Below are 26,790 nucleotides of genomic sequence, written 5' to 3' on the forward strand. Positions count from 1 at the left end.
GACCCACGTGAGATTTCTTCTTTAACAGAAAACATTTTGCCGAACCTTAAACACAACCCCTGCATAAGCAGTTAGTGAATTATGGCTGGTTTAATAGATCTCTCAAATTCTTTATCTGATATTAAAAGTATTATACTCAGGGAACTTCAAAGAGGTGGTGCAGACACTCGCTCTCAGTTTCATTTTGTCATACTTTCAACGGTCAACAACGACAATCCTGATCAGCGGTATGTTGTATTAAGGAAGTTTATTCCGGAAGAAAAAAAGGCTTTCATTTATACTGATATCCGGTCTGATAAGATCGAACAAATAAAAGTCAACTCTAATGTTTCAGTATTGACTTATGGAAAAAGCAACAAATGCCAGGTGAAGCTTACCGGTACCTGTAGCATACATCATAACAATGATATCAGTAAAATGCATTTTGTTAATCTCAATGGCGGAAAGGAATCGTATAATACTGAGAATTCACCAGGAGAAAAGAAAGATAAATACGATTCAACACAAAAGTTTAAATCTGAGTTTGATGACGAATATTTTGCTGTTCTGGAAGTGAATGTGAGTGAAATGGAAGTGTTACAATTAAATAATGATGGTCACATCAGGTGCCTATTCAATTTTGATAATAATGAACAAAGCTGGCTGGTCCCCTAGCCTCCACTCAAACAGTATAAGAGACACTAAAACTGTAATTAATCCGTCGATATAAATATCCCCACGACTTTCTCGTTTCATGCATCTTGTAAAAAAACGCAATTTACATGAAACACATTTTTACCCTCTTAATCATTATTACAAATCCTTTTTTAAACGCTCAAGATTATAGCAAAAATATCGATTCCCTGATGAATGCATCATTTAAAACCGGTGTATTTAACGGAAATATCTTAGTACATAAAGGTGGTAATCTGATTTATTCCAATTCTTTCGGCTATGCTGATAATCAGAAATCAAACTTAACTATTAACCACAGCATGCCCATCGGATCTATCATTAAGGAATTTAGTGCGGTTAGCATTATGGTTTTATCTGAGCAGGGAAAACTAAACATTAATGATCCATTAGGAAATTACCTTGATTTTTTACCCTCATACTGTCAGGCAATTAAAATAAAGCATTTACTGAATTATTCAAGTGGTATTATCTCAACAGAAGGTTTTGACATAACAAGCCTTAAAAAGTCTCTGTCGGAATCAACAGAGTTAAAATTCACACCTGGAACTCAGTATGACTATAATTATTCAAACATAATTTTACGAAGAGCATTAATAGAAAAAATATCAGGACATCAGTTTAAAGTCTTTCTTAAAAATGAATTATTGAAGCCTTTAGGCATCGATCAAATTAGCCAGCCATCAAACAGTGAACTACATGGGCGAATGGCCGAGTCGTTTGATAACGATGGAAACACAACCACTTTCATTCACGATTATACAAAGGCATATTATCTGACTGCAGATAACCTGCATAAATGGTTGAATGGATTATACTCAGGTAAACTGATCAATAAAGCATCGCTTATAACTTTAGGCAAAGCCTTCAGCAATAACAAACAATCAGCTTTAGGAAATATTGAAATCGACTCTGCAGGTGTATTGCAACACTATCACCATGGGTCGGGCAATAACTACGAAGCAATAATATATTACTCCAGGGAAATTGAACTGGAAATAATCCTGATGACAAACAACCAAAATTTTAAATTGGGAGAAATAGGAAACGCTATAATAAACATCGTCCAAAATCAGCCTTTTGAAATCCCTAAACGATCGATCTATTTAGATATCCGGGAAAAACTAAACCAGGATTTTGAATCCGGAATTGCTTATTACCTTAAAATAAAATCTGATATGCAGGATGTTTATGATATGGATAACGAGGTGAACGATCTAAAAAAAACTGCGCAGTATCTGATCAGAAGAGAAAAATACACCCAGGCAATATCAATCTTAAGCATAGGTTTTATAACCTGTTCAATTTCTGACGACCAAAAATCAGCGTATTATGAATTACTGGGTGACTGCTATACTTCATTAGGCAAAACTGAGTCTGCTAAAATTTACTTCAAAAAATGTCTTGAATTAGATACCGGCAATCGAAATGCCCAAAGCAAATTAAATGAACTGATCTGATTACAATAACTAAACTATTTAGAAGACGATTACTTTGCTTAATCGTCTTCTATAATTTTTTTATACTCTTCACTCCCCTCCCCGCTTTTAAGGTCTTCGTCTAATTGCTTTGTATTGACAGGGTATAAAGAATGCTGAAAAACGTGTCCGTAAATCTCCCATAAGGCTAAAAATAAAGCGGCTACCAACGGACCAATAATAATACCGGCAATTCCAAATACTGCTAATCCACCAAGTGTACCAAATAAGATCATCAGGTCTGGTAAGCCTGCATCCTTACCGACCAGCTTAGGTCTGATGAGGTTATCGATATTGCCCACCACCACTACGCAATAGATACCTAAAATGATAGCAGGAGTGGTATCTCCAACAATAAAAAGATAGATCACCGCAGGGATCCAGACGATCGCTGTACCAAGAGCCGGAATGATTGAAAAGATCACCATCACTACACTCCAGAATATCACATTGGGTATTCCTGCTATGGCCATTCCAATTCCTCCAAGCACTCCCTGGATTACCCCAATAAATAACGTCCCTTTTAAAGTTGCTTTAGTAACCTTTACAAACTTGGTCAACAGTGTTTGCTCCTCATCATTTTTTAACGGCAGGTAGTATAAAAACTGCTCAAGATACTTCTTACCATTAATAAGGAAATAATAAAGAGTAAAAAGGAAAATAAAGAAGGAAAAAATAAAATTAGCTGTACCTGAAGAAAAGCTCTGAAGTCCGTTGATAATGAAATTACCAAGTTCTTTCACCACATTCCCAATTGAGTTAGCCAATTTTTCCTGATCTGGGAACACCTTATGAACAATCGGAATTTTCTCAAGTTCGGTTACGATTATATTAGGCTCCTTTGCATACTTTGTTAAGAATGGCTCAACTAGCCTGACTGCATTTACTGCCTGTTCAATTACCACAACCATTAACCCGGCTAATGGCAATAAGATAACCAACACAAAAAGTATTAATGTCACTCCGGCACTAGCCGATGTACGCCCACCAAATTTATTGGCTAGTCGCTTGTAAAACGGGTACAACATCCCGGCAAAGATCGCTGCCAGGAAAATAGCCATTAAAAAACCCTTGACCATAACCAGGAATAAAATCGTTATTCCTAGTGTAAGAATTAAAACAGTTGCTCTATTCAGGCTTTGATCTTTCATTGAGGTATTAATTTAAAAATCACTAAGTCAACAGGAAAATTATATTTCCGACAAATTTTTATGCTTATTATATTAATTTTGAGCTGATTTTATTGATCTTTTATCCTTTGATCAGTTAAAAACTCAAATAAGATATTCACAAATTTTTATTATTAAAAATCAATAATGATATCAACTATAAAAAAGCACAGAAAAAAGATCTATTATGGCCTATTGGTGGTATTTGCGATTGCCATGGTCTTCTTTTCAATCAATAAAACTGAAAAGAATATTGACGTCGGATCTGATTACTTTGTTTTCTGGAAAGCAGGAGTGGATTATTTTGAGGGAAACGATCTGTATGATCCGATTGAAGGAGCAAGAGATTATATCTACCCTCCTTTTGCAGCATTTCTGTTCCAGTTATTCGCGATCTTTCCGTTGAAACTTTCAGCAAATATATTCCTCCTGTCAAATGTATTTGTGCTTTTACCGCTATGTGTTATCATTCTGATTCGAATTTGTAAAACACTCAATCTGTCGGTAGATCAATACAAGATACCAGTAATTCTTACCGTCGTCTTCTCTCTAAAATATTTCTGGAATAACCTGATTACTTACCAGGTCAACTTTTTACTGCTTACGATTACCCTGCTTGGGATCTATTATTTCTTTAAAAACAAGCCGGTGGCAGCTGTTATCTTTATTGCGATTGCGGCTTCGATCAAAATCATACCTGTGGTGATTCTTGGTTTTATAGTCGTTTATCACTGGAAGAACATCAAAGTATGGCTGGCCGCTTCAGGCACGGTTCTACTCTGCTTTTTAATTCCTTTGGTGACGAAAGGATGGCAGGTTTATATAAACTACTATGATTTTTTCCTCAAAAAAGCTCAAAACCAGGCTGCAGAAGGATTGATTTCATATACTAACCATTCATTAATGGCACTGATCGTGAAATTAATTGCCACGGAAACAATTAATAACGCAGTGAGTCCGGAAGTTATGGAACAAGCTGCCCTTTACAGGAACATTATTTTACTGGCATTGATCATTCTGATTTCCATAGTCATTTTCATATCAATCAGGAGGAGAAACAATATTGACAACCTTTTTGTCTTTGCCATCTTGTTTTGTTTTACTCACCTGGTCTCAACGATCACCTGGACGGCGCACTTAGTGACGTTCATGTATATTCTTCTGCCCTTATTTCTTACCCATAGAGAATTTGTGAGGTTAAAATGGGAAAAGGTATTCGTATACTTCCTGATCATTATTGCGTTCGTGCTGGGAATCGAAGGCAGTGACACGACAGGAAAGTTGCTCTACAATGTTTTGAGAACTTATGATATTTTTACCCTGTATCTGGTCGTTATCTTATTGTATTTCAGTGGAAAAATCTTCTTCTCAAAGGATTTGAAAAAGGACAGGTTATCTAAGGTGTATTAAATGTCAGGTACCGGATAAAAATAATGATATACTTTATTTCAGGATATTGACGTTAGAAATACTCACGGATAGGCTTTATATAGTTATCACCTAAATGGAGGTCTTAATCAAATCATTTCTCTATCAATTAAATTAGTATTCATGATTAATTACGATAATAAAAGATTTAGCCCGGTAAACAATACAGATAACTCAGAAACATCAGAAGAAACCATATTCCATTATTTTCAACAAGGAACCATCGTTACTGCCTATTATCGGGGTGGTAATATAAAAAAGGGTCATTTGATCGGTATCGTAGATAGTAAAGGAAATATCGATATGAGATACCACCAGGTTAATACAAATGGACAACTGATGACCGGAGAGTGCAAATCAACACCTGAGATACTTAACAATGGGAAGATCAGGCTTCATGAGAAATGGACCTGGACTTCCGGTGACCAATCATCCGGTGAGTCTGTTATAGAAGAAATTTGATACTCCAACCTGGGGGATTTTGTGAAATCTGAAGATTGAATGGTTTTTTCAATAGCCGTAAAGGGTTAAATTATACCTGTTCACACTAACCCTTTCCTGAATCATGAAAAAATTCATTGTACTCTACCACATGCCAAACGATGTGCTGGCCAAAACCCAAAACACACCTCCTGAAGAAGCAAAAAAAGGCATGGAACGCTGGCAACAATGGGCTGAAAAATGCGAAGACCATTTAGTCGACCTGGGCAATCCACTGGCCAACGGTGAAAAGATCAATGTCGATGGATCAACAGAAAAAAGCGAGCGGGAAGTTGTTGGCTACTCTATCCTCCAGGCAAAAGATATAAATCATGCCAAAGAGTTACTCAAAGACCACCCACATTTATCCGGATGGGATGATTCCTGCGAGATTGAAGTGCATGAAGCGATGGATCTACCGGGATAAAATTAAATCTAAAAGAGCCATTGATGGATTTGACTTAAATTTTGAGCCAGTTCGGTTAAACATCGTTAACTTAATAGAGTTCTATTTATTAGAATTCTATCAATCACTAACTATCTGCAAATGACTGTTTCAGAACAACTACTCAATATTTTAAAAAGTATTAATGTAAAACACATCTTTGGCGTTGCCGGTGATGCACTAAATCCATTAGTATGTGCAATTGGAAACCAGGACCAGGTAAAGTGGATCAAAGTAAAGCACGAGGGCAATGGAGCCTTCGCTGCTTTTGCACAGGGTGAACTAAACGGTAAGCTTGGAGTCTGCGCCAGCACGGTTGGCCCCGGAGCCCTGCATTTGATTAATGGTCTTTACAATGCAAAAAAAGAACGATCTCCCGTATTGGCTATTACCGGACAGGTGCCTGTTGAGTATATCGGAACTCGATTTCACCAGGAAGCTGATCTAAAAAAAATATTTGATGATGTATGCGATTACCAGGCCATCATACGCAGCCCGGAGGAAGCCACCAGGGTATTTATCCGGGCATTGAGAATAGCAATCAATAATAAAACGGTCTGCAGAGTGGAGCTGCCTGCAGATATCGCAGAAATGGAAGCCAAAAATGACTATTTTCTTCAGGATATATTTGTTTCTGATTCCATCGTAATCCCTCCCGAATCAACTATCGATCAGGCAGCGAAACTCATTAACGAAGAAAAAAAAATCGGTATTCTTGCCGGTGCCGGTTGCCGGGATGGAAGAGACGAAGTACTTAAATTTGCTGACAAAATAAAGGCAACCATCACCCATACCGTTCGCTCCTCAGATATATTCGATCACGATGCCCCGGGTGTGGTAGGTTTATCCGGGTTAATCGGAAATTCTGCCGGCTATGATGGCATTATGGAATGCGACCTGCTGATTATGCTGGGTACTGATTTCCCTTACTTCGAATTCCTGCCGAAAGATACTAAGATCATACAGATCGATATCCGACCGGAAAGCATCGGCAATCGCGCGTCGGTCGATCTCGGTATTCACGGCGATGTGAAATATGTGGTACATGAACTTTTAGAAAAGTGCAACGAAAAATCTGACAGCAGCTTCCGTGACAAACTGGTCGACTCCTTTAACAACTGGAAAAGCGGCAATAATAAAAAAGCTGATCCCGAGGGAAAATTATCACTCGTCCAGGCTTCATCAGTCTCAAAAGGAATGAGTGACATTGCTTCTGATGATGCGATTTTTGTCGTTGATACCGGAACATCGACTATCTGGTCGACAAACTTCATGAACTTCAGAGACCAGCGCCGTATGATCGGTTCGTTTAACCATGGATCAATGGCAGTAGGTTTACCGGCAGCGATCGGTGCTCAACTCCAATATCCTGATCGCGAAGTATGGGCATTAGTTGGCGATGGTTCTTTTCACATGACCCTCAATGAATTTTCCACTGCAGTAGAATACGGACTACCGATAAAAATAATCGTCTTTAATAATTCAGAATTGGGCTTTGTTAAAATCGAAATGGAAGAAGCCGGACTGGCACCTAATTATGATGCGCTAAAAGTTCAGAATTTTGATTTCGCAAAATACGCAGAGATCGCCGGGGGAATTGGATACACCATCGATAAACCGGATGAGATCACCGATATCTTAAATAAAGCTAAGTCTTCTACCCTACCCTGCATCATTAATGCGAAAGTAGCGTCCGGAGAGTTGTCACTACCACCAAAAATAGGATTCGAGGAAGCGAAGAACTTTGGTACATCAAAAATCAAAGAAGCATTACAATCGATTAGAGGAGATAAAAGGCAGTGGGAAAATATCAAAAATGAGATCAACTCATTTATCGATAAAGAAATAAATGGAAGAAAGGAATGATATCAAATCATTCCTCTTCATCCTGAAAAATTTCTTCAATTGGTTTATTAAATAACCTTGAAAACTTAAAAGCCAGGGGCAAACTGGGATCAAACTTCCCTTTTTCGATGGCATTGATCGTCTGCCGGGAAACATTAGCCGCATCGGCAAGTTGAGCCTGCGTCATATTATTTTCTGCTCGTAATACTTTTAGACGATTTTTCATTTGTATCTGAAGTTTCCGATGATAATTGATACCATGTATGTGATTCCGATCATCATCACGACTATAGATATTTCAGCATCGCCTTTAATGATATTCGTAATATCCATCATTGAATAGGCCAGACCTCCAACTACTGCGACACCAAGCGCCATGGCCATTGCATCCATAAAGATCTTGCGTTGCAATTCATCAAGTTCCATAATGTATCGTCGGTTGGCCAGGATGAGTCCGATACCCGTAATCAGATTCAGAATAATCGCCGCAATAGAGATCGTTTCGTTAAAGTCCCACAGGAATTTAGCTCCGAAAGATACGAGGGCAACGGTGATTACCCATGCGAAAGTCCAGATAGCCAGGTTTCTCGTGTTTTTCTTCACCCGGTCTTTAAGATTAGTATGTTCTGCATTCATAATTGTAAAGTGTTATTTAACAAATGTAAAGTTTTATTGACACAAATATACAAAAAGAAATGATAATGTAAACTAAACTTTACAAAAAGATTATAAAGTTTTACTTTTAGTAAACTGGGATTAAAAGATACCTTTTCCCTGGCGCGCGTAGCGAAGCAATAAGCGTGCCTTCTATCATTCCAGTATATTAATATAGATTAGAAGTGAGTTTTAGACGGTACGCGTTATGCTGAAAAAGCAACGCGCACCAGTGGAGAAATCAGGTAAATTTGATGTTCATTAGATAGAATAGTCGGCATGGGTGCCCCAATATCAATGTCAAACCCTTCTTTTATCTGTTCAATTTTCATTCTATTAGTGAGTTTTTTTACTTTAATATTTTCTCAATTGAGTCTCTGTCAATTTTTCCCTGGCGCGCGAAACGAAGCAATACGCGTGCCTATAGTAACAGCTCCACTTTTAACAATCCTTTTTTATAATCATAATAATCTCTTGCGGAATTGTATCGGTAATTTTCTGGTTCATCAACAATTTCTGATTCTACAGGATTATGATGAAATTGTAAATTTATTATAGGACTATCCTTTTAAACTGTCAACTTATTTTAGGACTGTATGTGCACGCGTTTTGCTGAAAAAGCAACGTGCGCCAGTTGAGAGCATTTTTAATAAAAGCGGAAATGCTCTTCAAAAAATTTAGTGCTTGTCAATTCCTTAGAGTCATCTTCTAAGTATATAGAAATGACATATTGCTCACAGACCCAATAAATCAAGGTAATTGTGCCCTGCGGTACTTTTACCTGCAACTTCAGCTTTGTGTTGCCTTTTACATTGCTAACACTTTCATGTAAAATATTGGCATTTTCATGCCCCTCAATTTGCTCTTTTATCGGATTAAATAATCGCTCTGTAATATTTCTTTCTGATGCTAAAACCGATGGCTCAAAGGCCACCACACTTACTGTACAATCGAAACCTTCAGTATTGCTACGGTACCTTAGTAGTGGATAGCTTTTTGTATCAGGAAAAAGTTTCGAAATCTTATTGTATCTGTCGAGACTGGATAAACTACTCGTTGTGGTGTAAGGCATCATAAACTCAAAACCTATATTGACGAATTTTCGCCACTTATCGGTCTGAATTTCATTGGCTTGCCCATACCCTGGAAGGGTCCAGCAAAAAATAAATAAGAGAAAAAATGAAAAATATTTAAACATGAAAATAGGGTGTAAAATTTAATGGTTATTGATCGGATAAAAATTTTCTTATTCGGAAACTGATTTCGTTTTACTTTCAAAAAGGCTTTAACTTATACCTGCTGTATTTTGGTTAAATAAAGATAGGCAATGATTGTCTATGCGCCTCTTTATGTTCCAAAAATATATGTGGGTAAACCTGGTAAGTCTAGGACTATTCTGTACTGACAAAGCATACTTCATCACAGATTCAGGTTTAAACTTGAACCAATATTGTCAGAATTTCTTAATGCTGACATTTCCCTGGCGCGCGTAGCGAAGCAATACGCGTGCCTATAATAACAGCTCCACTTTTAACAATCCTTTTTTATAATTATAATAATCTCTTGCGGAACTGTACAAGTAATTTTCAGCCTCGTCTACGATTTCTGCATCTACCGGATTATTATGAATATAATCAAGTCTTTGCTCAATCATTTTATTATTATCCAATTCTATCGGATGGTTTCCATCCATCCATATCTTATTTGTAGTTATTCTTTTTAATTTGCTTCCTACACGGTTAAAGGCTCTTAATAACCACTCACTTCTACTTTCATTAATTCTGCCTATTTCTGATAATATCCGTTTATTACTAAGTTTTTTAAAATCTCGCATTATCGCAGACAAGGTTTCCTCTTTTCTTGAAGAACTAATTATCATATGAATATGGCTTGGCATTATACAATAGGCATGAATGATAAGTCCTCGCTTTTCCTGATAATATCCTAATGTGTCTAATAGTACGTGCTTATATTCTTTTCTGGTAAATAGATCAATCCAAAATACCACTGTACATGTGACAAAATAGATCCCTTCGGGATTATTAAATTTATACTTTTCAGACATCAGTTTTGGTTATGCAATAGTTGATGCTGAAAAAATATATCAGTTAGAGATTATATCAAAATAAATGTTGATTGAGATGACAATTGTACGGCACGCGTTATGCTGAAAAAGCAACGCGCGCCAGTGAGATTTTCAGGATTTAAGGATAAACAATACATATGGAAACCTTTAAAATAATTATGGGCTTTTTATTTGATGCTACTTTCAATGTCAAGCATTGTTCAAAAATTTGCTTATTGACGATGGCACAAGAGCATCCTTGCGCCAGGGGGGCTACAAACCTTGACATTTAGCACTTTCCATGCCATTACTTATACAAAATGTTGGCAGTATGTTGTTTTTAGTTTTTCAAATTTCATCTTCTCAGGAAGGTCACACATTATTAATACTCTTTCTCCTTTACTTTCATTAATATCAAATCCAATTGGGAATCTTTCAATTTTATTATTTCGAGAAATCAAATTTGAGTAGCCTGACTTGTATTTCGCAACAGATGGAGAATTAATTACTTTGTAAGGTAGATTTCTTTCTGTTTTATAACCTGAGATTTTCAAGATTTCCTTGTATGCTATATGCTTTAACATTGAATCATTTTGAGGAAAGACATTATCATAAAATTCCAAAACCCAATTATATGCTGAAACACTAGATGTTAATGCATAGCAAAAGAGTTTGTTTGTATTACTCCTTTGTTGCTGATATAAATATTCAAGATGCCTAAACATTAAGGCACCAATTTCAAGTTTGTTTTTGGAATTAGAGACAAGTAAACCTAAATATGAAAAAATAATTCCATTAAGATTATGAGTCTTACAGGTAAGTATGGATGAAATTTTATTTTGATTATCAATTGCCATGTAAACTTTTCTTTCTTGACTTATCATCTCAAGAACTTCTTTGGGATTATCATAGTATTCTCCAATTAAATCTAGAATACTACTTTCATATTTTAATAATGAATTGCTTTTAACTTCTCTAAAAGTCATTTTTCCTTAGTATTTCTGTACTTAATGATATAGACAATTGTAATTCCCGAAGCCAATATCCCAACTCCTTGCCCTAGATAAATAACATAGTCATTTTTTAATATACCATAGGTTGTCCAAAGCACATATGAAATAAAAGAAATGGAAAATAATAGAAGTGATAGGGAATCTGAGTTTTTAGTCTTAATGAGTTTTCGAATCTGGCCAGGAAATCCTAAGAGTTTTAAACTCCAACTTGCTACTAAAGTTAATATTCCTAATAATTTTATCATTTTCAAGGATTTTTCAATTACTGCCAAAGAAATGCTAATCGCGACTCCGTCGCGCTTATTCCTTATATAACTATCGTTGTTTTGATTATTGTTAAATTTCGAAAACTTCGAAAATAGATGTTTCTATCTAAGTTTCAAACCTTTTCACTTTTTAATACCCCTTAGTAAAAAAATGTAACCGATTGTAGTCTGATAATTTAATAAGAGTTTGTAATCGGTTACTAATGGATATTTAATGGAGGTGGCTAAGTTTGGTAATTTTATTAATTTTGAATTTTATACTTTCACCAATGTAAATGTCATTGAATTTGCCACCTTTTGATTTTCTATATTCTGATTTCCCTAAAAACCAGCCATTAAAAATCTATGACTATAGATGGTCGCAATAAAACAAACAGCTATAATACCCAAATTAATAGATGCCCGGACCAGCCATCCCTGCTTTGAAAAGTTATGCTTTAGGATCCTGGTCATCAAAACCGCCAGAGCCATAAATAAAAACCAAATTGAAAAGAAAAATGATATCTTTCCACGATAGACGGTTGTAACAGCATCGTGTATCAGTCCACAAAAAATAAAGGTGAACAGTAATGAAATGGCCTCCGGAAAAACTTTCTTTAATGGTTTAAATATGAACTTCCCCAAATAATATCCAAATATCGGATTCCAATAGTTCCAAAATGTAGAAAAGTTTTTTGATCCAAGTGAGCGGTAAAGATTATTTCTTAATGATTTCGGACTTCCAATTGATACTCCATTTCTTTTTTGATATAGTCCCCCAAAGTAATATTCATTCGTAGCTTGTTTTGCTTGCTGATAAAGTGGTAATAAGTTTTACGCTATTGCTCTTATTCCTTTTAATTTGTTATTTGAGTTTGTTGATAAACTTTTTAATAAAAGTCCCAAAATAGCCCTTCCCTTCTAAAAATCAAACTGTTCTACAATCGGCACGCATTACGCTAATCGCAATGAGCCAGAGAAGGCAGTTAAATACAATTACCCTCTATACTTCAGTTGGAGTCCTTTGAGAAACTTTCTTAACACCTGGTCACCGGCAGGTTTGTACTGCCCTTGTCCGGGTTTTCGGAAAAAGGCACTGAGCTCATGCTTTCCTATTGAAAAATTTGCCAGGTTTAATATCTCCAGCATATCGGTATCCTTCAAATTAAGTGCAATTCGTAGCTTTCGTAGTATCAGATTGTTATTTAAAAAATCTTCTGCTTCGTGTTGTGGTCCGTCCTTGACCCCACGCTTTAAATTGATCAGTCCATTGAGAAAAAGAGCCAGTTCCTTATCTGACATCGGCTGAAAGTATTCATCCTCCTCTTTGAGCATCCAATTGACGACTTCAGAACGGTTCACAGAATATTGTGCAAGTTCAAAAATCTCAATCACCTGATGATCATTCAAATCAAAAGTATAGCGTAGCCGACGTAAAATATCGTTGTTTGTCATGATTGCAATTTATCGAACAACAGATATAAATTAAACAGATCTACTTTATTCTTTTGTATGGCTATCAAATTGGCTGTATTAAACATTCTAACTGAATTTTTTTTATAAACCAAATTCATGACAAAGGCTATATAAAGGTAAGTAAACGTTTATTTCTTTATTAAAATGGCATTTTCAGTTATTTTCATGAATCTTTTCTTTGTCTGAATCTTGATTTACAGGATTAAAGGATTTTGAAGATTATCAATGATAAAAATGAAGAATAAAAACCTCGATGAAATAACATATTTAATTAATGGATGTGCAATTAAAGTACATAATCAACTGGGTAATGGTTTTACTCATATGGTATTTATTTCAAAGGAATTCGTGAATGCTACGCATTTCAGGAAGTTATATACCAAAGATGTTTAGCTCTGGAATTAGAGAATGCAAATTTATCCTTTGAAAGGGAGAAAGATCAAACAATCTATTATAATGGCATCGATGTAGGTACAAGAAGAGCCGATTTCATTGTAGAAAATGAAATCATAGTTGAGATCAAAGCTTTAATTTCTCTGGAAAATGTACACTTAGCTCAAGCAAAGAATTACCTGGTAGCATATGATAAAGCAATTGGGTTATTGCTAAATTTTGGTTCAACCAGTTTAGTAATAAAAAAAGTCTTTAACAATCATCCTGTTAAATCCTAAAATCTTCTAAATCCTGATTCAGACAATAAGCGTTTTCAATCAATGCTTACATGTAGCAAAGCAACTTTTACCAGCGGATATCCAATATTTTTTCAATTCAGATCTCCATTCTCATCTCCAGCAAGTGAGGTTTGAACCCTACCTTCTCGTACGCTTTTTTTGCACTGGTATTTTCATCGTAGACATCTAACTGTACCTCTGTCAAATCTCTACTCTTAGCCCATTCGATTAAAGAATCGATAATCATTTTATTTATCCCCTTACCTCTGTATTCAGGTTTTACGTACATAAATCCCAGATAGGCAAATTCCTTAAACTTCCGATAGGGTTTTGCCTCCATAATCTTGGCATATCCCGAACCTATTATCTCGTTATCGCTTACAGCGACCAATACTTCTGCTTTGTCGCTTTTAATCAGGTCGATGATGTCATAATAATGGATTGTACCATCTTTTAAGGTAGTAGTAAAAGGTCTTTCTGCATCAACGACTCCTTGTTCGAAGCCTAACAGGATATCAATTTCTGCTTCAACTGCTTTTCGAATGGTTATATTCACGGCCTAGATTTATTTATGATGACAAAGGATACATGACTGCTTGATTAGCAACATTCCAAAATACGCTATTTGAAAATAATTTCGCAATAATTACTAATGGTGTAATTCCCTAATCTACTTGCTCTGCATACTCTTTTTTTAGAACAATACATTTTGTTTACATCAAATTGTGTAAACCTATTTCAGGAAAAGTCATCCACACAATGACGGTAAAATCTCAAATAGATAAAAAAATAAATTAAGAGGTGAATTTTTATTAAATTAATATAGGTCTTGAACCATTAAATTATAAATTCCATGGCAGAAGACGATGGTTTAGAAGTGAAAATCGATGCTGAGGCATCAATACATGATATTGATGGAAACTGGTTACATGTTGTTAAGGTATGTAATCTAACGAGCCAACAAAAGGACCTACTCGTCACAAGCTGGCCTTATTATGAAGGAGAAGATGAAAAGACTGGTAGACCGATTGAAGAAGTTGTCATTTTACCACCCGGTGAATGCCAAACTGTTATTTTTCGTATTCGTGCCAGGCCCCGCCAATATTATACAGATGTATACTCCTTACAAATACCAACCGGATATTCTACTCGATACAGATATCATTATACGGTAACCGGGGTAGGAAGAAGTGGTATTATCGATCTAAAATCGATGTATGAACATGTATTTCGCCCGTTAGGGCATGTCTGGTATACTATGGTTAATGCATCTATACCTTATCCTCGTTCTTTAGAACCCGAAGGCATTCTTCGTGAATATTATATAATGAAAATACGTGGTCTACCTGAGGGTATTGAGCTGGAGGCCTCATGGCCCCATGTTGATGAAACATTTTCAATGCTCCCTGATGAAAAATCACGCCAACTAAACTTACTGTTAAAAGGAAAAGAAAGAAATCATAAAGATGGAATTTTTCCGGTATCGGTTGATGTAGGGCTTCGAGGAAAAGATTTTTCTCCTCCTTATACCATTCCTATAAAATTTCATCTTATTCATATTGAGAATATTAAAACTGAAATAGAAGTTAATATTAGTTGGGATAATGAGCGCCCATGGATCCTGACCACAGTAACTTTAAATCAAAAAGCTGGTCTTTTAGATACACCCCAACTCAGATACTCTAAAGATAATGGTCAAACATGGAAAACTGAGTACATGCAGCTTCATAAGGCAATTGATTTCACCTCTTTAGGACTATCTAAGGCTTCATTCCAACTTGCAGTGCCTGTTTCAGGATATGACAAATCTATTTTAGCTTCCTTAATTGTAAACGATCAGCTTGGCCATTCTTCCTATTATCCTGTTAAAAGTTACCCTGATAAAGCTCCTAAAAGAGATAGAAAGCAGAAAAAAGTTATGTGATCTATTTTCGGGAAATTAGTAAATACAATCGATGTGCTCATTGAATCCAAACACTTGACAAACAAAGAATAAACACAGATCATGTTAATCATTAAACTCACCGGATAAATGTTCACTGGCGCGCGTAGCGAAGCAATACGCGTGCCTATAATAACAGCTCCACTTTTAACAATCCTTTTTTATAATCATTATAATCTCTTGCGGAACTGTACCAGTAATTTTCAGCCTCGTCTACGATTTCTGCATCTACCGGATTATTATGAATATAATCAAGTCTTTGCTCAATCATTTTATTATTATCCAATTCTATCGGATGGTTTCCATCCATCCATATCTTATTTGTAGTTATTCTTTTTAATTTGCTTCCTGCACGGTTAAAGGCTCTTAATAACCACTCACTTCTACTTTCATTAATTCTGCCTATTTCTGATATTATCCGTTTATTACTAAGTTTTTTAAAATCTCGCATTATCGCAGATAAGGTTTCTTCTTTTCTTGAAGAACTAATTATCATATGAATATGGCTTGACATTATACAATAGGCATGAATAATAAGTCCTCGCTTTTCCTGATAATATCCTAATGTGTCTAATAGTACGTGCTTATATTCTTTTCTGGTAAATAGATCAATCCAAAATACCACTGTACATGTGACAAAATAGATACCTTCTGGATTATCTAATTAATACTTTTCAGATATCAGTTTTGGTTGGTCAATAGTTGATTCAGGAAAAATATATCAGATAGAGATTATATCAAAAATATAAATGATGGAATTGAGATGGTAGTTGTACGGCACGCGTTTTGCTGAAAAAGCAACGCGAGCCAGTGAGACTATATTTCCACCCATCGAAACAAAGGGGCCATTTTTAGAAATCCCTTGATTCCATTGTACAACATCTATTTTTTTATTGTTCCAACTTATCATTGAATCTTGTTCAAAATCATAAGTCAATAAGAGCTCTCCTTGTAAGTTAAAGTATTGCCAATTACCAGTTTTTTTTGAATCAGTATATTCACCTTTTATTATGGTATTCCCCTTAAACATTAACTCATAAGGACCATCTTTTACTGATTTGTCTCTTTTCAACACATAATAAACCTCAGAAAATGTGCTTGAATATTTCTTTTTCTTTTTTCTCTTAACTTCCTGCCCATAAGACAATTGTGATACTAGTATTAATACCATTATCACGATTGATTTAATGTTCATATTTTAAAATATTGTCATATTCTAAAAAAAATTTTTATTTAAATGTGTTAACTTAATCACAAAGAGTAAGTGATGTTGACCAGGAACATTTTAAATTTTATTAAATGTTATTTTGCCTGTTAAATTCTCAGAATCATCTATTCTTCTAAATTTCAGGTTGTTTAATGTATCCTGGCAAAAATCCATATATGACTTACCTCCTGCACGTTTAGTGAGTGAATAACCAATAACATTGCCCTCAACATCAACTTGAAATACAAATTCAATGGTGCCAAATGCATCCAGTTTATTGATATCAGGTAAGTTTCCTTCTACTTCCCATCCTTCGATTTCTATTTCAATCTTTGAATAGTTCTCTGATTTTATTTCACCTGACTTATCATAGCTTTTCTTACCAACAACAACTCCATCCTTATAGATATACTCTGTTTTACTAAAATAATTGACTGAATCCTTAGCACCATAATATGTTCTATATTTCAAAAGGTCATCTGAACCGTATTCCAGTATAAAATGACCTAATTTATTTGTTTCACTGGTCCATCCTGATGAATAGATTTCCAGGTTCTTTTCATTGTACCGGTACTTTTCGATTGGAGCGCCTGCCATATCCAAGCCTGCTAAAGATCCATCTGGTTTAAGCAGTCTTTTTTCAACCATGTTATTATCATTGTCATAAATGCGTTTAATTGTTGAGGCACCATAAAATGAACCTGATAACTCACCTTTTGAATTATATGAATTTGTTTCAATTAAATTCCCAAGAGAATCATATATATAAGTAGTATAGGCCATTTCTACAATGTCTTCCAATAATTCCCGCCTATCGTTCAATTGACTTTTCTTAATCAATTTCCCCTTTGAATTATATTCATACTTTATGATCGCAGGATTATAAGGGTCATTTAACAATTGATTCTTTTTTGAAAAAAATTGTTCTTCTAATAAATTTCCCTTTTTATCATAAATATATTTTTCAATACAATCTTTGGGACCTCCGGTTCCGAAAAAATCTCCTGATGAAGAGGCACAAAATCCAAACACATCATATCGGTGAAATTCTATTAAGTTACTATCCTTATCATAGTAGTAAGCCTGAGGTCTTATGGTTTTGTATGAAATTAACTCACCCTTTTTATAAGTTTCTATTCGAATTAACTCACCCAGTTCATTGAAGTATTTATACTTTCCTGATTTTTTCTCTTTAGCATTAGGCCTTTTACCCTTTACCACTGCCTTATTGTAAGGGAATTCTGTTTTAATGTCAGGCTGGCCATTTGAGTATGATGAAGCAAACTGAGCATTTGTATGATAGAAGCTCAGTCCAAGGAGAATAAAAAAAATGTATTTCATGTGTTATTTCTTAATTATTACTGTATTTAAATTCCAGGGCGACTCTCCACTGGTTATATTGCAAATCTAAACGCGTGAATACTATTACATATCATTGAATAGGCACGAGAATGCTAATTGCAAATAATACGATAAGACATACTTGTTATCTAAATGTAATCGGAAAAACCATCCGTTGTCTGACTGGTTTACCCCGTTGATATCCCGGTTTCCAATCTGGAAGGCTATTAATAGCTCTTAATGCTGCTTCATCACATCCGTGCCCAATACCTCTAACCACCTTAGCATCTGTTACTGATCCGTCAACATCTATAACAAATTCAACCAGCACTTTACCTTTAACTCCCGCTTGCCGGGCCTCTTTAGGGTACTCAAGGTAGACAGATAAAAATTCACCTACTTTTTGAATTCCTCCCGGGAATTCAGCTCTCTCTTCCGCAATTTTAACATTGTCACGACCTAAAGAATCAACCATTTTGGCATCTGAAGAGTCTAAAAAATAACCAATAGGGAGAGGAGATAGTTTATCTTTGATCTCTTTATAATCATTTTTACGGATATACTCTGCTTGAACGAAAGCATGTTTATTTTCCAGAACAACCCTGGCAGCATCATCAAGATCATTCAAGTCGACTTGCTTCTTTTTCAGATATATACCAGTTAGTTTTCCGTTATCATATTCATAGGATCTAATTAGCTTATTATTTAAGTCGTATTCATATGATCTTCCATCAAAATTCTCGTATAATGAATCAAAAGAAGCAACACGATAATGTGTGGCTAGAATAGGGATTGTTAATTCACCGGAATCATTATAGTATAGAGTTAATTCCTTACTAAATACAAATATTGAGCTAAACGAAAAAATAAATAAAAATAATACTCTCATAGTTACAGTATCCTAATTCTATAAAATGACTAATCTTGTGGTTGATTTAAATCTCAAAAGTAAATTGAGTAATCTCAATTTCAAAAAGAATTGTTAATTATCCCACTGCTCCTTGTATACCTCATTACAGGAATGCAATATAATCGGCTTTCTTAATTCTAATCACCAATCGCGACACAGGAAGAATGTTTTGGAATTATCGAATTGCTATCAATTATTCCTCTCACCATTTATTTTATAATAATTTTCAAAAAAGCTCTTCATTTCTTCAGCGGTTGACCTGGCTTTTAACCGAATGGCAATGGCTGTATTTTTGTCTGTTTCATCAGCTACGGTGATTTTATAATAGGAAATAAGTCCCCTTTCATTTGAACTGGTGCGGGTGTAATCTTCAATGTTAATTTTATGAATGGAGGATGCTGGTATATTTTTATTTTTAAAGGAACGACCTAACCATTTATGTTCGGTAGTGATCTTATGGGGACTTAGTATTACGTATAGAGTATAACCTCCTTCAAATGCTGCCAATCCGAAGAAAATTAAACCGAAAAAACTCATAAATAGCAACATTATAATGGGTATTGAACCATACAAAATACTAACAATCACAGCTCCTAATAACGCAGCTCCTATAGCCAGGCCAATGGCTACCTGCTTTTTCAAGATTCGTAAAGCTGGAAACCTTAATAAATATTCTTCTCCTCTTTTTGTAAATTCAGTAACCTCGTTAATGAGCTCTGAAGCATGCTTTTTGGTATCCGGATGATTTTTTGAATCAACATCAATAGATGAGTTTTCATTTGTCCGATAGACAGGGATTTTAAAATGCCGGGAAAAATGATCATCATCATAAGACACTGTACAAATAGCATTCCAGTGAATACCTGTGCTGCTTATTGATGATTCTTTTAAATGATCTGGTATTTCTAATCGGATCTTTGCCTCATTTTTCCTCATTGACAGGTAGGCAAATCCTGTAGTTTCCCATAATAAAGTTTTTCTTTTCTTTCTGTTTTTACCACTTCCGGAATACTCTACTTTGACACAGGTTAATTTAACTTCAATTGTGCTTTCATCGGGCAACGTTTTTTTAAACTTTATGATTCCTCCGAAATGACCTCCTATCGAAGCAGGAAAGGGATCTAACTCTATACAGGCTGTACCATACTTTTTAAGGTTCTTAATTTCCGAAATAGCTCCGTACAGTAAAAAAATACCGATCACAGGAAAAATTCCAACCAGTAAAAAATATGGATTTTCAAATCCCTGTTGTGAAATAAATAGTCCAAAGGCTGTAAAAGAAAACAAAATCCAAAATACTGCCATAGTCATCGATCCTTTTTGCCTGGAAATAGTATCACAATTTATATTATTTTCTTTCCAGGCAGGGATTTCCATCCAGGGACGACTCAACTTCTTCTCAATCGGTTTTTTACTTTTTAATATTCGGAAGGTAACAAAGAGTCCGACAAGTATAAAAACTGCTGGAACCAGGATAGATACCATAAATTCATTTGTGTCGATTTGATTAAATCCCTGGTAACGTGTAGGATTATTGGGATCAACAGATAAAGTAATTATACGTGAGTTATTTAAATTATTGACAGCTTGTTCTTTGCGACTTTTAGTTAACTCATGATTGCTTAAATCACCGGTTTCAACTATTTCACGCTCTATTTCATAGATATTTCCATTATTTTCATATTGATAGATAACATCAATCGTATACTTGATACTATCAGACCAACTCTCTTCCCATTTCAAATCTGCTTTCTTCACTGATGCTTCAACCTGGATAAATTGCTGCTGCCTGATATATTGTTTTATGGTTGATAACCCCTGTACATACAAGAAACCCGCTCCCACTAAAACGAACATCATAGGAAAAATAACTGAAAGAATCTTTTTAATCGACATGAACTATTTTGTTAACGGATTGATTTTAAATTACGCAAAATAAACCTATCGATCATATACGATAAAGAAAATATCTGAACTGGAAGAGAATTTGGACAGTCTAACTGAAGACTTTGGTTGTGAAAGAGTGATTTTTATATCTTCATACCTATCGAGTTTTTTGTAGTATTTATTCTAATTCCTTTATTAAAACCTCAACCTGTGGCCAGGGTCCAAAACCACTTTTAGGTTCGATATGTCCGGCATCCTCCAGCATAATTAATTTACTTCCCCAATTAGCTGCAAACTCTTTGGTTCTTTCAACTGTAGTGACGTGATCATTTGTGCTGCCAACTACTAATGTAGGAAAGGGAAGTTTAGATTTTGGTATCGGGGTAAAACCTTTAATATAGGATGGGTAATTTTCGTTTTCAGAGTCACTTGGAGCTACAAGTAAAGCGCCTTTAATAGCGTGTCCGAATTTCTCAACCCATTTTACAATAGCAATACAACCTATCGAGTGACCGATTAATATTAGGTCTAAGTGATTTTTTGTCAATAAGTCTCTCTCAATTTTATTTATCCAGGCATTACATTCCGGCTGGTCCCAGTTTTCCTGATTGATTCTGATAAAATCTTCGGGATGAGTCTTTTCTAATAAAGTTTGCCAATGGTTTTCATCTGAATTATGTAGCCCTGGAATATTTACTTTCATCTTTTTTTTTATTATTTATATCGTTTTAAAGCCATTCCCGACCCAAAATATCAGATGGATAATTGCAGGAAGAAAAACCCAAAACAAAGTAAAATACAGACCAATTTTAAAACATTTTCGGACTATATTTTTTGGTTTTTTGAATAAAAAATTTCTGTTAGCCACCGTAACGAATATCCTAAATTACAAAGAATGGCAAATGAAATAATTGCAAGAGGTTCCTGCAAATCCTAACCTGGCTCTAAATCTACAATAGTTGAAATAATTGTGAGAGAAAATATACCGCAAATCAATACTATAAGATTATAAAGTATTCTTCTAAGTTCCCTCCATCCAATTATTTGAATTATGCTTCTGTCTTTCTTCTGAACTCTTAAGAATTTATATAATATTTCATTTCTAGTGATAATAGATGTGATTTTTAATCAGCCTTTAAAAAGGATAAAATAATCTTAAATGAAAAATAAACAATAAATCTTCTTGTATTACAATATTTCTATATAATTATTTTTCATTTCGTCTTGAACTATTACATTTGCCTTCCAATATTTTTTAAGGTTAATCAATAATCGCAACCAGGCATTATTTAGTTTTTAATCCAATAAAACTGCTTTTATACTATATCAACAATAATTAAAAACCAAAACAATAACATTAATGAATAAGTATTACATTTTTTTATTTGCTCTAATATTGGGTGTATCAAGCTGTAAAAATGATGAAGTTGTTAAATCTTTCACTTTAACAGCACAGGTAGATGGACCAGGAACTGTAACTCCTTCTTCGAGAGAGGTTAAATCTGGTGAAACCATAGAAGTGATCGCAACACCAGATTCTGGATTTGACTTTACGGGTTGGACGGGAGACATTGTCTCAAGTGAAAATCCGTTGTCTTTAACTATGGATAAAGATCTCAACATCACGGCTAATTTTGTAGAAACCACCCATTTGGTTACAGTAGAAGTAGAGGGTCCGGGCTCAGTATCTTTAACTACAAAGGAGGTCTCTCCAGGTGAAACAATTGAGATAACCGCTACCCCTAATGGAGAGTTTGTGTTTAATGGCTGGTCAGGAGATGTTAATTCTATTGACAACCCGTTGTTTGTCACTGTCAATCAGGATATGAATATAAAAGTTCAGTTCGTAGATGGCAAAGATATGATCAAATTGGCCGAAAATGGCGTTACCCTATATTGTGTGCCAGAGGCTAAAGTTGGATTAAAATACCCTTACAACGGTGAGATGTACGAAGTCGTAGATTATTCCAGATTAAAATCCTTAGCTGATAATTATCAGGATTTGACGAAAGTGATTACCACTAAAATCACAAATATGAATAGCTTATTTCTCGAGAATTCTTTATTTAATTCAGATATATCAAATTGGGATGTAAGCAACGTAAGAGGCATGAGTAAAATGTTTGAAGGAGCAGAATCTTTCAATCAGGATCTTTCATTTTGGGATGTAAGTAAAGTAAACAACATGAGTGCCATGTTTGAAAATGCGAAATCTTTTAATCAGGATTTATCTACCTGGAATGTAAGTAGTGTTACTACAATGTACCACATGTTTTCTTTTGCTATTAATTTTAATGGCGATGTTTCTACCTGGGATGTTAGCAACGTAAAAAATATGGAACATATGTTTTGGCAGGTCAAATATTTTAATTCAGATATATCGAACTGGAATGTAAGTAGCGTAACTGATATGAAAGGCATGTTTAGAAATGCAAACAACTTCAATAGTGATATTTCTTCATGGGATGTAAGTAACGTTGAAAAAATGGATTTAATGTTTTACCAGGCAAATAAGTTTAATCAAGACCTATCATCCTGGAATGTAAGTAAAGTAACCACCATGATTAATATGTTTTGTGCCGCTTCAATTTTCGATCAGGATTTATCTGCCTGGGACGTAAGTAATGTAACCAATATGAGATCAATGTTTGAAAGATCAGGTTTTAATAGCAATATCTCTACATGGAATGTAAGTAACGTTACAGATATGCAGGGTATGTTTAGGGATGCGTTTACATTTAATCAGGATATTTCAAATTGGGATGTAAGCAATGTAACTTCTATGTGGGGTATGTTTTTTCGTGCTTTTGATTTCAATCAGGATATCTCTTCCTGGGATGTAAGCAATATTGAAAGCATGGGATCTATGTTTTACCTGGCAAAAAATTTTAATCAGGATATTTCCCCATGGAATGTCAGTAAGGTCTCAGTAATGTCTAAAATGTTTTACGGAGCATCAACTTTCAATCAGGATTTATCTACTTGGAATGTTGACCTAGTTGAAGACTGTGAATCATTTGCTTTGAATGCTTCAAATTGGACGGAACCAAAACCAAATCTTACTTGCACTCAATAATTCTGATTTATATTAATAGCGATTAAATTATCAAAAGAGAAATTTGATTTATAGCTCCATAATAAAACAGGCTACCTAAATAGACAGCCTGTTTTATTTTTTTATTCTCTTGTTAAAAACAAACGTTACTAGTCTCGGAAGCTCATTCCTCGTTTTATCATCAAACCATTCGTTTACTACCAAAAGCTTAAAGCCATTTCTTAATGCATTGTCAAGATAATCTGATAAATGATGTGTATAAACTTCCAACTCCTCTTCCCCGCTTTCTGTCTTATATTTTGCTTTACTTCCTGTATATTGTTTGAAGGGATGTAATTCACTGATGAAAAAAATTCCATTTTCAGACAGTTTCTGATATGCCTGGTTAAAAATATGATTCAAATCGTCGATGTGTTCAAGAGTAAGGCTTGAAGTTACCAGGTCTGCAAATTGATTTTCTATATCCCACTCTTTAGTAAGATCAGCTAGTTTGAACTCAACCCTCCTGTCTGTTATTTTTCTTTTTGCATGGTTTAACATTTCCAGAGAGAAATCAAGCCCGATAATTCGTTCAGCCTTGGTCAGTAACCACTGAGTATTTTTCCCTGTTCCACAACCTAATTCCAGCACATTTGTAAACCTGTATTTTGACAGGGTCTCAATTGTTGCTTTTGCATCGAGATCACGAGTTTTATTATCGTTCGAATCGTATTGGTCAGCCCAGGAATTATATGCTTTTTCTATGCTCAATTTGATTTAAATTCACTTTTAACTTACCTACTTGAAAGCCTTTTCAGGTTTAAGGATGTTTGTATTTAAAGATATCATTTTAATCTAAAAGTCATTCATATATTTAACTCCATTAATTAAAGATTAAAAATTTCTCGGTTTTAATTAGAACGTTCGTTCCAAAATACCTACATTTGTATTGGAACGAACGTTCTGTTATTCTATAAACTAAAATTATTAAAGATGAGTACATTAAATAGCAAAGTAGCTGTGGTTACAGGTGGTAATAGTGGAATAGGCTATGCAACAGCCAAAGAACTTAAAAATTTAGGAGCGACTGTGATAATAACAGGCAGGAATTCGGAAAAAGTTAAAAATGCAGCAGATGAACTTAAGGTTAAAGGTTTAGTTGCCGATGTCAGTGACCTTGAAGCAATTGATAACCTGATAAACCAGATTAAAAATGAATTTGAAAATGTGGATATCTTGTTTGTTAATGCAGGTATTTTTCAGCCAGCTCCAATAGGTCAGATTAGTGAAGAAATGTTTGATCACCAAATGGGAATTAATTTTAAAGGTGCTGTATTTACTATCGAAAAATTCTTACCTATTATAAATAATGGTGGTTCAATAATTAACTTATCTTCTGTAAACGCCTATACAGGAATGCCTAATACAGCTATCTATGCTGCTTCTAAGGCCGCCTTGAATTCATACACACGAACAGCAGCTACTGAATTAGCTCCAAGAAAAATTAGAATAAATGCAGTTAATCCAGGTCCTGTATCAACACCTATTTTCTCAAAAACAGGAATGCCTGAAGAACAACTAAATGGATTTGCGGAGGCTATGCAAAACAGAGTCCCCTTAAAGCGTTTTGGTAAACCTGAAGATGTATCAAAACTAGTTGCTTTTCTCGCATCTGATGATGCTTCGTTTATTACTGGAGGAGAATATAATATCGATGGTGGAATAAATGTCAATCCTCTACTCGCCTAATTTTTTTTGAGTAATTTTGGAATGATAGTTCCAATATTTTAATTTTGTGGAAGTGTATAATCACTTCCACTTAATTTATTATGCCAAGAGTAAAATTATTTGATGAAAACGAAGTGTTAACTAAGGCAATTCAATTGTTTTGGAAGCAGGGATATTCTGCTACTTCTATCAGCGATTTAGTAAATCATTTAGGCATTAATAGAGCGAGTATTTACGATACTTATGGTGATAAAGAACAACTATTCCTTAAAGCCTTTGAGCATTACCGTAAGACAAATACTGAGCGAATCAGTGAATTTTTTGAAAATGAACCAAATGTAAAATCCGGAGTTAAACAACTTTTTGAAATTGCTATCAAAGAGTCTGTGTCTGATAAAGATAAAAAGGGATGTTTCGTGGTAAATATTACTACCGAACTAATTCCTGGTGATGATATTGTACAAAACCTACTAATAGAAAACAGAAAAACTTTTACCAACCTATTTTATACTTATTTGAAGAAAGGTGAAGAAGAAGGACAAATCAAAAAAGGTAAGGATCTTAAATCAATCGCTTCACTTTTATTCACATTATACAATGGGCTAAAAGTGGTTTCAAAAATTAATCCAGATAAAAAGGAATTAATGAATTCGCTAAATATGGCTCTTACTTTGTTAGACTAGTATTTATCTAAAACAAAAGATATAAGTGCCTTCCTCAATTTTCTTTTTAATGAAGTTATTATGGATTTATATAATGTTAATATTATTTTAAATGATAATATTATTCAATCACAATAACCTATTAATCCATAGTCATCTTCTTTTATAACATTCACTATTCGAGCGAGAATTATAATATCTGAATCATTTTCAAAATTTGTTAGTTTATTTTTTATCTGTTTAATAACATCCGATCCCCATCTAAAGTCAGTGAAGTAATCAAATCTCTTGTCAATAATTCCTTTCTTCACTAACCTATTAAAAACATCATGTTCGATTTCACCAGCAAACATTGAATCTTTAAGATGATTTTGATTATTTCTGTTTTCTGAATCAGCAATTTTGTAAAACTCAAGCATTATCTAATATATAGAAATT

At 34.6% G+C, this 26,790-nt stretch carries 30 protein-coding genes; 12 read left to right on the forward strand and 18 right to left on the reverse strand.

Annotation, left to right across the window (positions count from 1 at the left end):
* Positions 1-81 precede the first annotated feature (81 nt).
* Positions 82-654 (forward strand): pyridoxamine 5'-phosphate oxidase family protein, encoded by a 573-nt coding sequence (locus DCC35_RS13885; RefSeq protein WP_137091376.1) that lies wholly within the window; start codon positions 82-84, stop codon positions 652-654.
* Positions 655-761: 107 nt separating this feature from the next.
* A complete protein-coding gene (locus tag DCC35_RS13890; RefSeq protein ID WP_137091377.1) occupies positions 762-2,132 on the forward strand; it encodes a serine hydrolase in 1,371 nt (456 codons plus the stop codon).
* A 38-nt stretch (positions 2,133-2,170) separates the two neighbouring features.
* On the opposite strand, the gene DCC35_RS13895 is transcribed toward DCC35_RS13890, so the two are convergent.
* Complete coding sequence (locus tag DCC35_RS13895) at positions 2,171-3,301, reverse strand: AI-2E family transporter (RefSeq protein WP_137091378.1); 1,131 nt, start codon at positions 3,299-3,301, stop codon at positions 2,171-2,173.
* A gap of 165 nt (positions 3,302-3,466) precedes the next feature.
* Between DCC35_RS13895 and DCC35_RS13900 the strand changes: the two genes are divergently transcribed.
* The 4 genes from DCC35_RS13900 (at position 3,467) to DCC35_RS13915 (ending at position 7,538) form a co-directional block, all read left to right on the forward strand.
* Positions 3,467-4,729, forward strand: a complete 1,263-nt coding sequence (locus tag DCC35_RS13900) for a glycosyltransferase family 87 protein (protein WP_137091379.1) — start codon at positions 3,467-3,469, stop codon at positions 4,727-4,729.
* 141 nt (positions 4,730-4,870) lie between these two features.
* On the forward strand, positions 4,871-5,209 hold the full coding sequence (locus tag DCC35_RS13905) for a n-acetylglutamate synthase (protein WP_137091380.1): 339 nt from the start codon (positions 4,871-4,873) through the stop codon (positions 5,207-5,209).
* Between the two features lie 103 nt (positions 5,210-5,312).
* Positions 5,313-5,654: a YciI family protein gene (locus DCC35_RS13910; RefSeq protein ID WP_137091381.1), complete on the forward strand. Its 342-nt coding sequence runs from the start codon at positions 5,313-5,315 to the stop codon at positions 5,652-5,654.
* A gap of 120 nt (positions 5,655-5,774) precedes the next feature.
* Entirely contained in the window at positions 5,775-7,538 is a 1,764-nt protein-coding gene (locus DCC35_RS13915; RefSeq protein WP_137091382.1) for a thiamine pyrophosphate-binding protein, read from the forward strand.
* Between the two features lie 7 nt (positions 7,539-7,545).
* Here the strand turns inward: DCC35_RS13915 and DCC35_RS13920 are convergent, their stop codons facing one another.
* From DCC35_RS13920 to DCC35_RS13950, 8 genes are all read right to left on the reverse strand, one after another.
* A complete protein-coding gene (locus tag DCC35_RS13920) occupies positions 7,546-7,743 on the reverse strand; it encodes a helix-turn-helix transcriptional regulator (RefSeq protein ID WP_137091383.1) in 198 nt (65 codons plus the stop codon).
* Complete coding sequence (locus DCC35_RS13925) at positions 7,740-8,153, reverse strand: hypothetical protein (protein WP_137091384.1); 414 nt, start codon at positions 8,151-8,153, stop codon at positions 7,740-7,742. The genes DCC35_RS13920 and DCC35_RS13925 overlap by 4 nt, the downstream gene beginning before the upstream one ends.
* A 224-nt stretch (positions 8,154-8,377) precedes the next feature.
* Positions 8,378-8,503 carry a hypothetical protein gene (locus DCC35_RS21565; protein ID WP_262710346.1) on the reverse strand — a complete coding sequence of 42 codons (126 nt, stop codon included), beginning with the start codon at positions 8,501-8,503 and terminating at the stop codon, positions 8,378-8,380.
* A 314-nt stretch (positions 8,504-8,817) separates the two neighbouring features.
* Positions 8,818-9,369, reverse strand: coding sequence for a hypothetical protein (locus DCC35_RS13930; protein WP_137091385.1), 552 nt, complete (start codon positions 9,367-9,369; stop codon positions 8,818-8,820).
* A 312-nt stretch (positions 9,370-9,681) separates the two neighbouring features.
* On the reverse strand, positions 9,682-10,236 hold the full coding sequence (locus tag DCC35_RS13935) for an REP-associated tyrosine transposase (protein WP_137091386.1): 555 nt from the start codon (positions 10,234-10,236) through the stop codon (positions 9,682-9,684).
* 311 nt (positions 10,237-10,547) lie between these two features.
* Positions 10,548-11,222 (reverse strand): hypothetical protein, encoded by a 675-nt coding sequence (locus DCC35_RS13940; RefSeq protein WP_137091387.1) that lies wholly within the window; start codon positions 11,220-11,222, stop codon positions 10,548-10,550.
* Positions 11,219-11,494, reverse strand: coding sequence for a SemiSWEET family transporter (locus DCC35_RS22120; RefSeq protein ID WP_137091388.1), 276 nt, complete (start codon positions 11,492-11,494; stop codon positions 11,219-11,221). The genes DCC35_RS13940 and DCC35_RS22120 overlap by 4 nt, the downstream gene beginning before the upstream one ends.
* A 996-nt stretch (positions 11,495-12,490) precedes the next feature.
* Positions 12,491-12,949, reverse strand: a complete 459-nt coding sequence (locus DCC35_RS13950; RefSeq protein ID WP_137091389.1) for a YehS family protein — start codon at positions 12,947-12,949, stop codon at positions 12,491-12,493.
* Positions 12,950-13,204: 255 nt separating this feature from the next.
* On the opposite strand from DCC35_RS13950, the gene DCC35_RS21860 reads away from it, so the two are divergent.
* Both DCC35_RS21860 and DCC35_RS21865 read left to right on the forward strand, forming a co-directional pair.
* Positions 13,205-13,363 (forward strand): hypothetical protein, encoded by a 159-nt coding sequence (locus DCC35_RS21860; protein ID WP_317128943.1) that lies wholly within the window; start codon positions 13,205-13,207, stop codon positions 13,361-13,363.
* A gap of 2 nt (positions 13,364-13,365) precedes the next feature.
* Positions 13,366-13,641 (forward strand): GxxExxY protein, encoded by a 276-nt coding sequence (locus tag DCC35_RS21865; protein ID WP_317129024.1) that lies wholly within the window; start codon positions 13,366-13,368, stop codon positions 13,639-13,641.
* 97 nt (positions 13,642-13,738) lie between these two features.
* Here the strand turns inward: DCC35_RS21865 and DCC35_RS13960 are convergent, their stop codons facing one another.
* On the reverse strand, positions 13,739-14,197 hold the full coding sequence (locus DCC35_RS13960) for a GNAT family N-acetyltransferase (protein WP_217495850.1): 459 nt from the start codon (positions 14,195-14,197) through the stop codon (positions 13,739-13,741).
* A gap of 297 nt (positions 14,198-14,494) precedes the next feature.
* On the opposite strand from DCC35_RS13960, the gene DCC35_RS13965 reads away from it, so the two are divergent.
* Positions 14,495-15,565 (forward strand): hypothetical protein, encoded by a 1,071-nt coding sequence (locus DCC35_RS13965; RefSeq protein WP_137091390.1) that lies wholly within the window; start codon positions 14,495-14,497, stop codon positions 15,563-15,565.
* A 145-nt stretch (positions 15,566-15,710) separates the two neighbouring features.
* Here DCC35_RS13965 and DCC35_RS13970 read toward each other — a convergent pair whose 3' ends face one another.
* The 6 genes from DCC35_RS13970 to DCC35_RS13995 all read right to left on the reverse strand — a co-directional run bounded on the left by DCC35_RS13970 (position 15,711) and on the right by DCC35_RS13995 (position 21,631).
* Positions 15,711-16,229, reverse strand: a complete 519-nt coding sequence (locus tag DCC35_RS13970) for an REP-associated tyrosine transposase (RefSeq protein WP_137091391.1) — start codon at positions 16,227-16,229, stop codon at positions 15,711-15,713.
* Positions 16,230-16,304: 75 nt separating this feature from the next.
* A complete protein-coding gene (locus tag DCC35_RS13975; RefSeq protein ID WP_137091392.1) occupies positions 16,305-16,778 on the reverse strand; it encodes a hypothetical protein in 474 nt (157 codons plus the stop codon).
* Between the two features lie 90 nt (positions 16,779-16,868).
* A complete protein-coding gene (locus DCC35_RS13980) occupies positions 16,869-18,131 on the reverse strand; it encodes a hypothetical protein (protein WP_137091393.1) in 1,263 nt (420 codons plus the stop codon).
* Between the two features lie 145 nt (positions 18,132-18,276).
* On the reverse strand, positions 18,277-19,020 hold the full coding sequence (locus DCC35_RS13985; protein ID WP_137091394.1) for an energy transducer TonB: 744 nt from the start codon (positions 19,018-19,020) through the stop codon (positions 18,277-18,279).
* Between the two features lie 210 nt (positions 19,021-19,230).
* Positions 19,231-20,937 (reverse strand): DUF3592 domain-containing protein, encoded by a 1,707-nt coding sequence (locus DCC35_RS13990; RefSeq protein WP_137091395.1) that lies wholly within the window; start codon positions 20,935-20,937, stop codon positions 19,231-19,233.
* Between the two features lie 169 nt (positions 20,938-21,106).
* Positions 21,107-21,631, reverse strand: a complete 525-nt coding sequence (locus DCC35_RS13995) for an RBBP9/YdeN family alpha/beta hydrolase (protein WP_137091396.1) — start codon at positions 21,629-21,631, stop codon at positions 21,107-21,109.
* A 657-nt stretch (positions 21,632-22,288) separates the two neighbouring features.
* Between DCC35_RS13995 and DCC35_RS14000 the strand changes: the two genes are divergently transcribed.
* Positions 22,289-24,004 carry a BspA family leucine-rich repeat surface protein gene (locus tag DCC35_RS14000; protein WP_137091397.1) on the forward strand — a complete coding sequence of 572 codons (1,716 nt, stop codon included), beginning with the start codon at positions 22,289-22,291 and terminating at the stop codon, positions 24,002-24,004.
* 93 nt (positions 24,005-24,097) lie between these two features.
* Here DCC35_RS14000 and DCC35_RS14005 read toward each other — a convergent pair whose 3' ends face one another.
* Positions 24,098-24,733 (reverse strand): class I SAM-dependent DNA methyltransferase, encoded by a 636-nt coding sequence (locus tag DCC35_RS14005; RefSeq protein ID WP_137091398.1) that lies wholly within the window; start codon positions 24,731-24,733, stop codon positions 24,098-24,100.
* 222 nt (positions 24,734-24,955) lie between these two features.
* Between DCC35_RS14005 and DCC35_RS14010 the strand changes: the two genes are divergently transcribed.
* Positions 24,956-25,711, forward strand: coding sequence for an SDR family NAD(P)-dependent oxidoreductase (locus DCC35_RS14010; protein WP_137091399.1), 756 nt, complete (start codon positions 24,956-24,958; stop codon positions 25,709-25,711).
* 80 nt (positions 25,712-25,791) lie between these two features.
* A complete protein-coding gene (locus DCC35_RS14015) occupies positions 25,792-26,373 on the forward strand; it encodes a TetR/AcrR family transcriptional regulator (protein ID WP_137091400.1) in 582 nt (193 codons plus the stop codon).
* A gap of 104 nt (positions 26,374-26,477) precedes the next feature.
* Here DCC35_RS14015 and DCC35_RS14020 read toward each other — a convergent pair whose 3' ends face one another.
* Positions 26,478-26,771, reverse strand: coding sequence for a hypothetical protein (locus DCC35_RS14020; protein ID WP_137091401.1), 294 nt, complete (start codon positions 26,769-26,771; stop codon positions 26,478-26,480).
* Between the last annotated feature and the right edge of the window lie 19 nt (positions 26,772-26,790).

Origin of the sequence: Mangrovivirga cuniculi (assembly GCF_005166025.1) — a bacterium.
GTDB classification, from domain to species: Bacteria; Bacteroidota; Bacteroidia; order Cytophagales; family Cyclobacteriaceae; genus Mangrovivirga; species Mangrovivirga cuniculi.

Excerpts from the sequence above, each read along its gene's own strand:
- DCC35_RS13885 (WP_137091376.1), top strand. The coding sequence starts at position 82 with ATGGCTGGTTTAATAGATCTCTCAAATTCTTTATCTGATATTAAAAGT.
- DCC35_RS13890 (WP_137091377.1), top strand. The coding sequence starts at position 762 with ATGAAACACATTTTTACCCTCTTAATCATTATTACAAATCCTTTTTTA.
- DCC35_RS13895 (WP_137091378.1), bottom strand. The coding sequence starts at position 3,301 with ATGAAAGATCAAAGCCTGAATAGAGCAACTGTTTTAATTCTTACACTA.
- DCC35_RS13900 (WP_137091379.1), top strand. The coding sequence starts at position 3,467 with ATGATATCAACTATAAAAAAGCACAGAAAAAAGATCTATTATGGCCTA.
- DCC35_RS13905 (WP_137091380.1), top strand. The coding sequence starts at position 4,871 with ATGATTAATTACGATAATAAAAGATTTAGCCCGGTAAACAATACAGAT.
- DCC35_RS13910 (WP_137091381.1), top strand. The coding sequence starts at position 5,313 with ATGAAAAAATTCATTGTACTCTACCACATGCCAAACGATGTGCTGGCC.
- DCC35_RS13915 (WP_137091382.1), top strand. The coding sequence starts at position 5,775 with ATGACTGTTTCAGAACAACTACTCAATATTTTAAAAAGTATTAATGTA.
- DCC35_RS13920 (WP_137091383.1), bottom strand. The coding sequence starts at position 7,743 with ATGAAAAATCGTCTAAAAGTATTACGAGCAGAAAATAATATGACGCAG.
- DCC35_RS13925 (WP_137091384.1), bottom strand. The coding sequence starts at position 8,153 with ATGAATGCAGAACATACTAATCTTAAAGACCGGGTGAAGAAAAACACG.
- DCC35_RS21565 (WP_262710346.1), bottom strand. The coding sequence starts at position 8,503 with ATGAAAATTGAACAGATAAAAGAAGGGTTTGACATTGATATTGGGGCA.
- DCC35_RS13930 (WP_137091385.1), bottom strand. The coding sequence starts at position 9,369 with ATGTTTAAATATTTTTCATTTTTTCTCTTATTTATTTTTTGCTGGACC.
- DCC35_RS13935 (WP_137091386.1), bottom strand. The coding sequence starts at position 10,236 with ATGTCTGAAAAGTATAAATTTAATAATCCCGAAGGGATCTATTTTGTC.
- DCC35_RS13940 (WP_137091387.1), bottom strand. The coding sequence starts at position 11,222 with ATGACTTTTAGAGAAGTTAAAAGCAATTCATTATTAAAATATGAAAGT.
- DCC35_RS22120 (WP_137091388.1), bottom strand. The coding sequence starts at position 11,494 with ATGATAAAATTATTAGGAATATTAACTTTAGTAGCAAGTTGGAGTTTA.
- DCC35_RS13950 (WP_137091389.1), bottom strand. The coding sequence starts at position 12,949 with ATGACAAACAACGATATTTTACGTCGGCTACGCTATACTTTTGATTTG.
- DCC35_RS21860 (WP_317128943.1), top strand. The coding sequence starts at position 13,205 with ATGAAGAATAAAAACCTCGATGAAATAACATATTTAATTAATGGATGT.
- DCC35_RS13965 (WP_137091390.1), top strand. The coding sequence starts at position 14,495 with ATGGCAGAAGACGATGGTTTAGAAGTGAAAATCGATGCTGAGGCATCA.
- DCC35_RS13975 (WP_137091392.1), bottom strand. The coding sequence starts at position 16,778 with ATGAACATTAAATCAATCGTGATAATGGTATTAATACTAGTATCACAA.
- DCC35_RS13980 (WP_137091393.1), bottom strand. The coding sequence starts at position 18,131 with ATGAAATACATTTTTTTTATTCTCCTTGGACTGAGCTTCTATCATACA.
- DCC35_RS13985 (WP_137091394.1), bottom strand. The coding sequence starts at position 19,020 with ATGAGAGTATTATTTTTATTTATTTTTTCGTTTAGCTCAATATTTGTA.
- DCC35_RS13990 (WP_137091395.1), bottom strand. The coding sequence starts at position 20,937 with ATGTCGATTAAAAAGATTCTTTCAGTTATTTTTCCTATGATGTTCGTT.
- DCC35_RS13995 (WP_137091396.1), bottom strand. The coding sequence starts at position 21,631 with ATGAAAGTAAATATTCCAGGGCTACATAATTCAGATGAAAACCATTGG.
- DCC35_RS14000 (WP_137091397.1), top strand. The coding sequence starts at position 22,289 with ATGAATAAGTATTACATTTTTTTATTTGCTCTAATATTGGGTGTATCA.
- DCC35_RS14010 (WP_137091399.1), top strand. The coding sequence starts at position 24,956 with ATGAGTACATTAAATAGCAAAGTAGCTGTGGTTACAGGTGGTAATAGT.
- DCC35_RS14015 (WP_137091400.1), top strand. The coding sequence starts at position 25,792 with ATGCCAAGAGTAAAATTATTTGATGAAAACGAAGTGTTAACTAAGGCA.
- DCC35_RS14020 (WP_137091401.1), bottom strand. The coding sequence starts at position 26,771 with ATGCTTGAGTTTTACAAAATTGCTGATTCAGAAAACAGAAATAATCAA.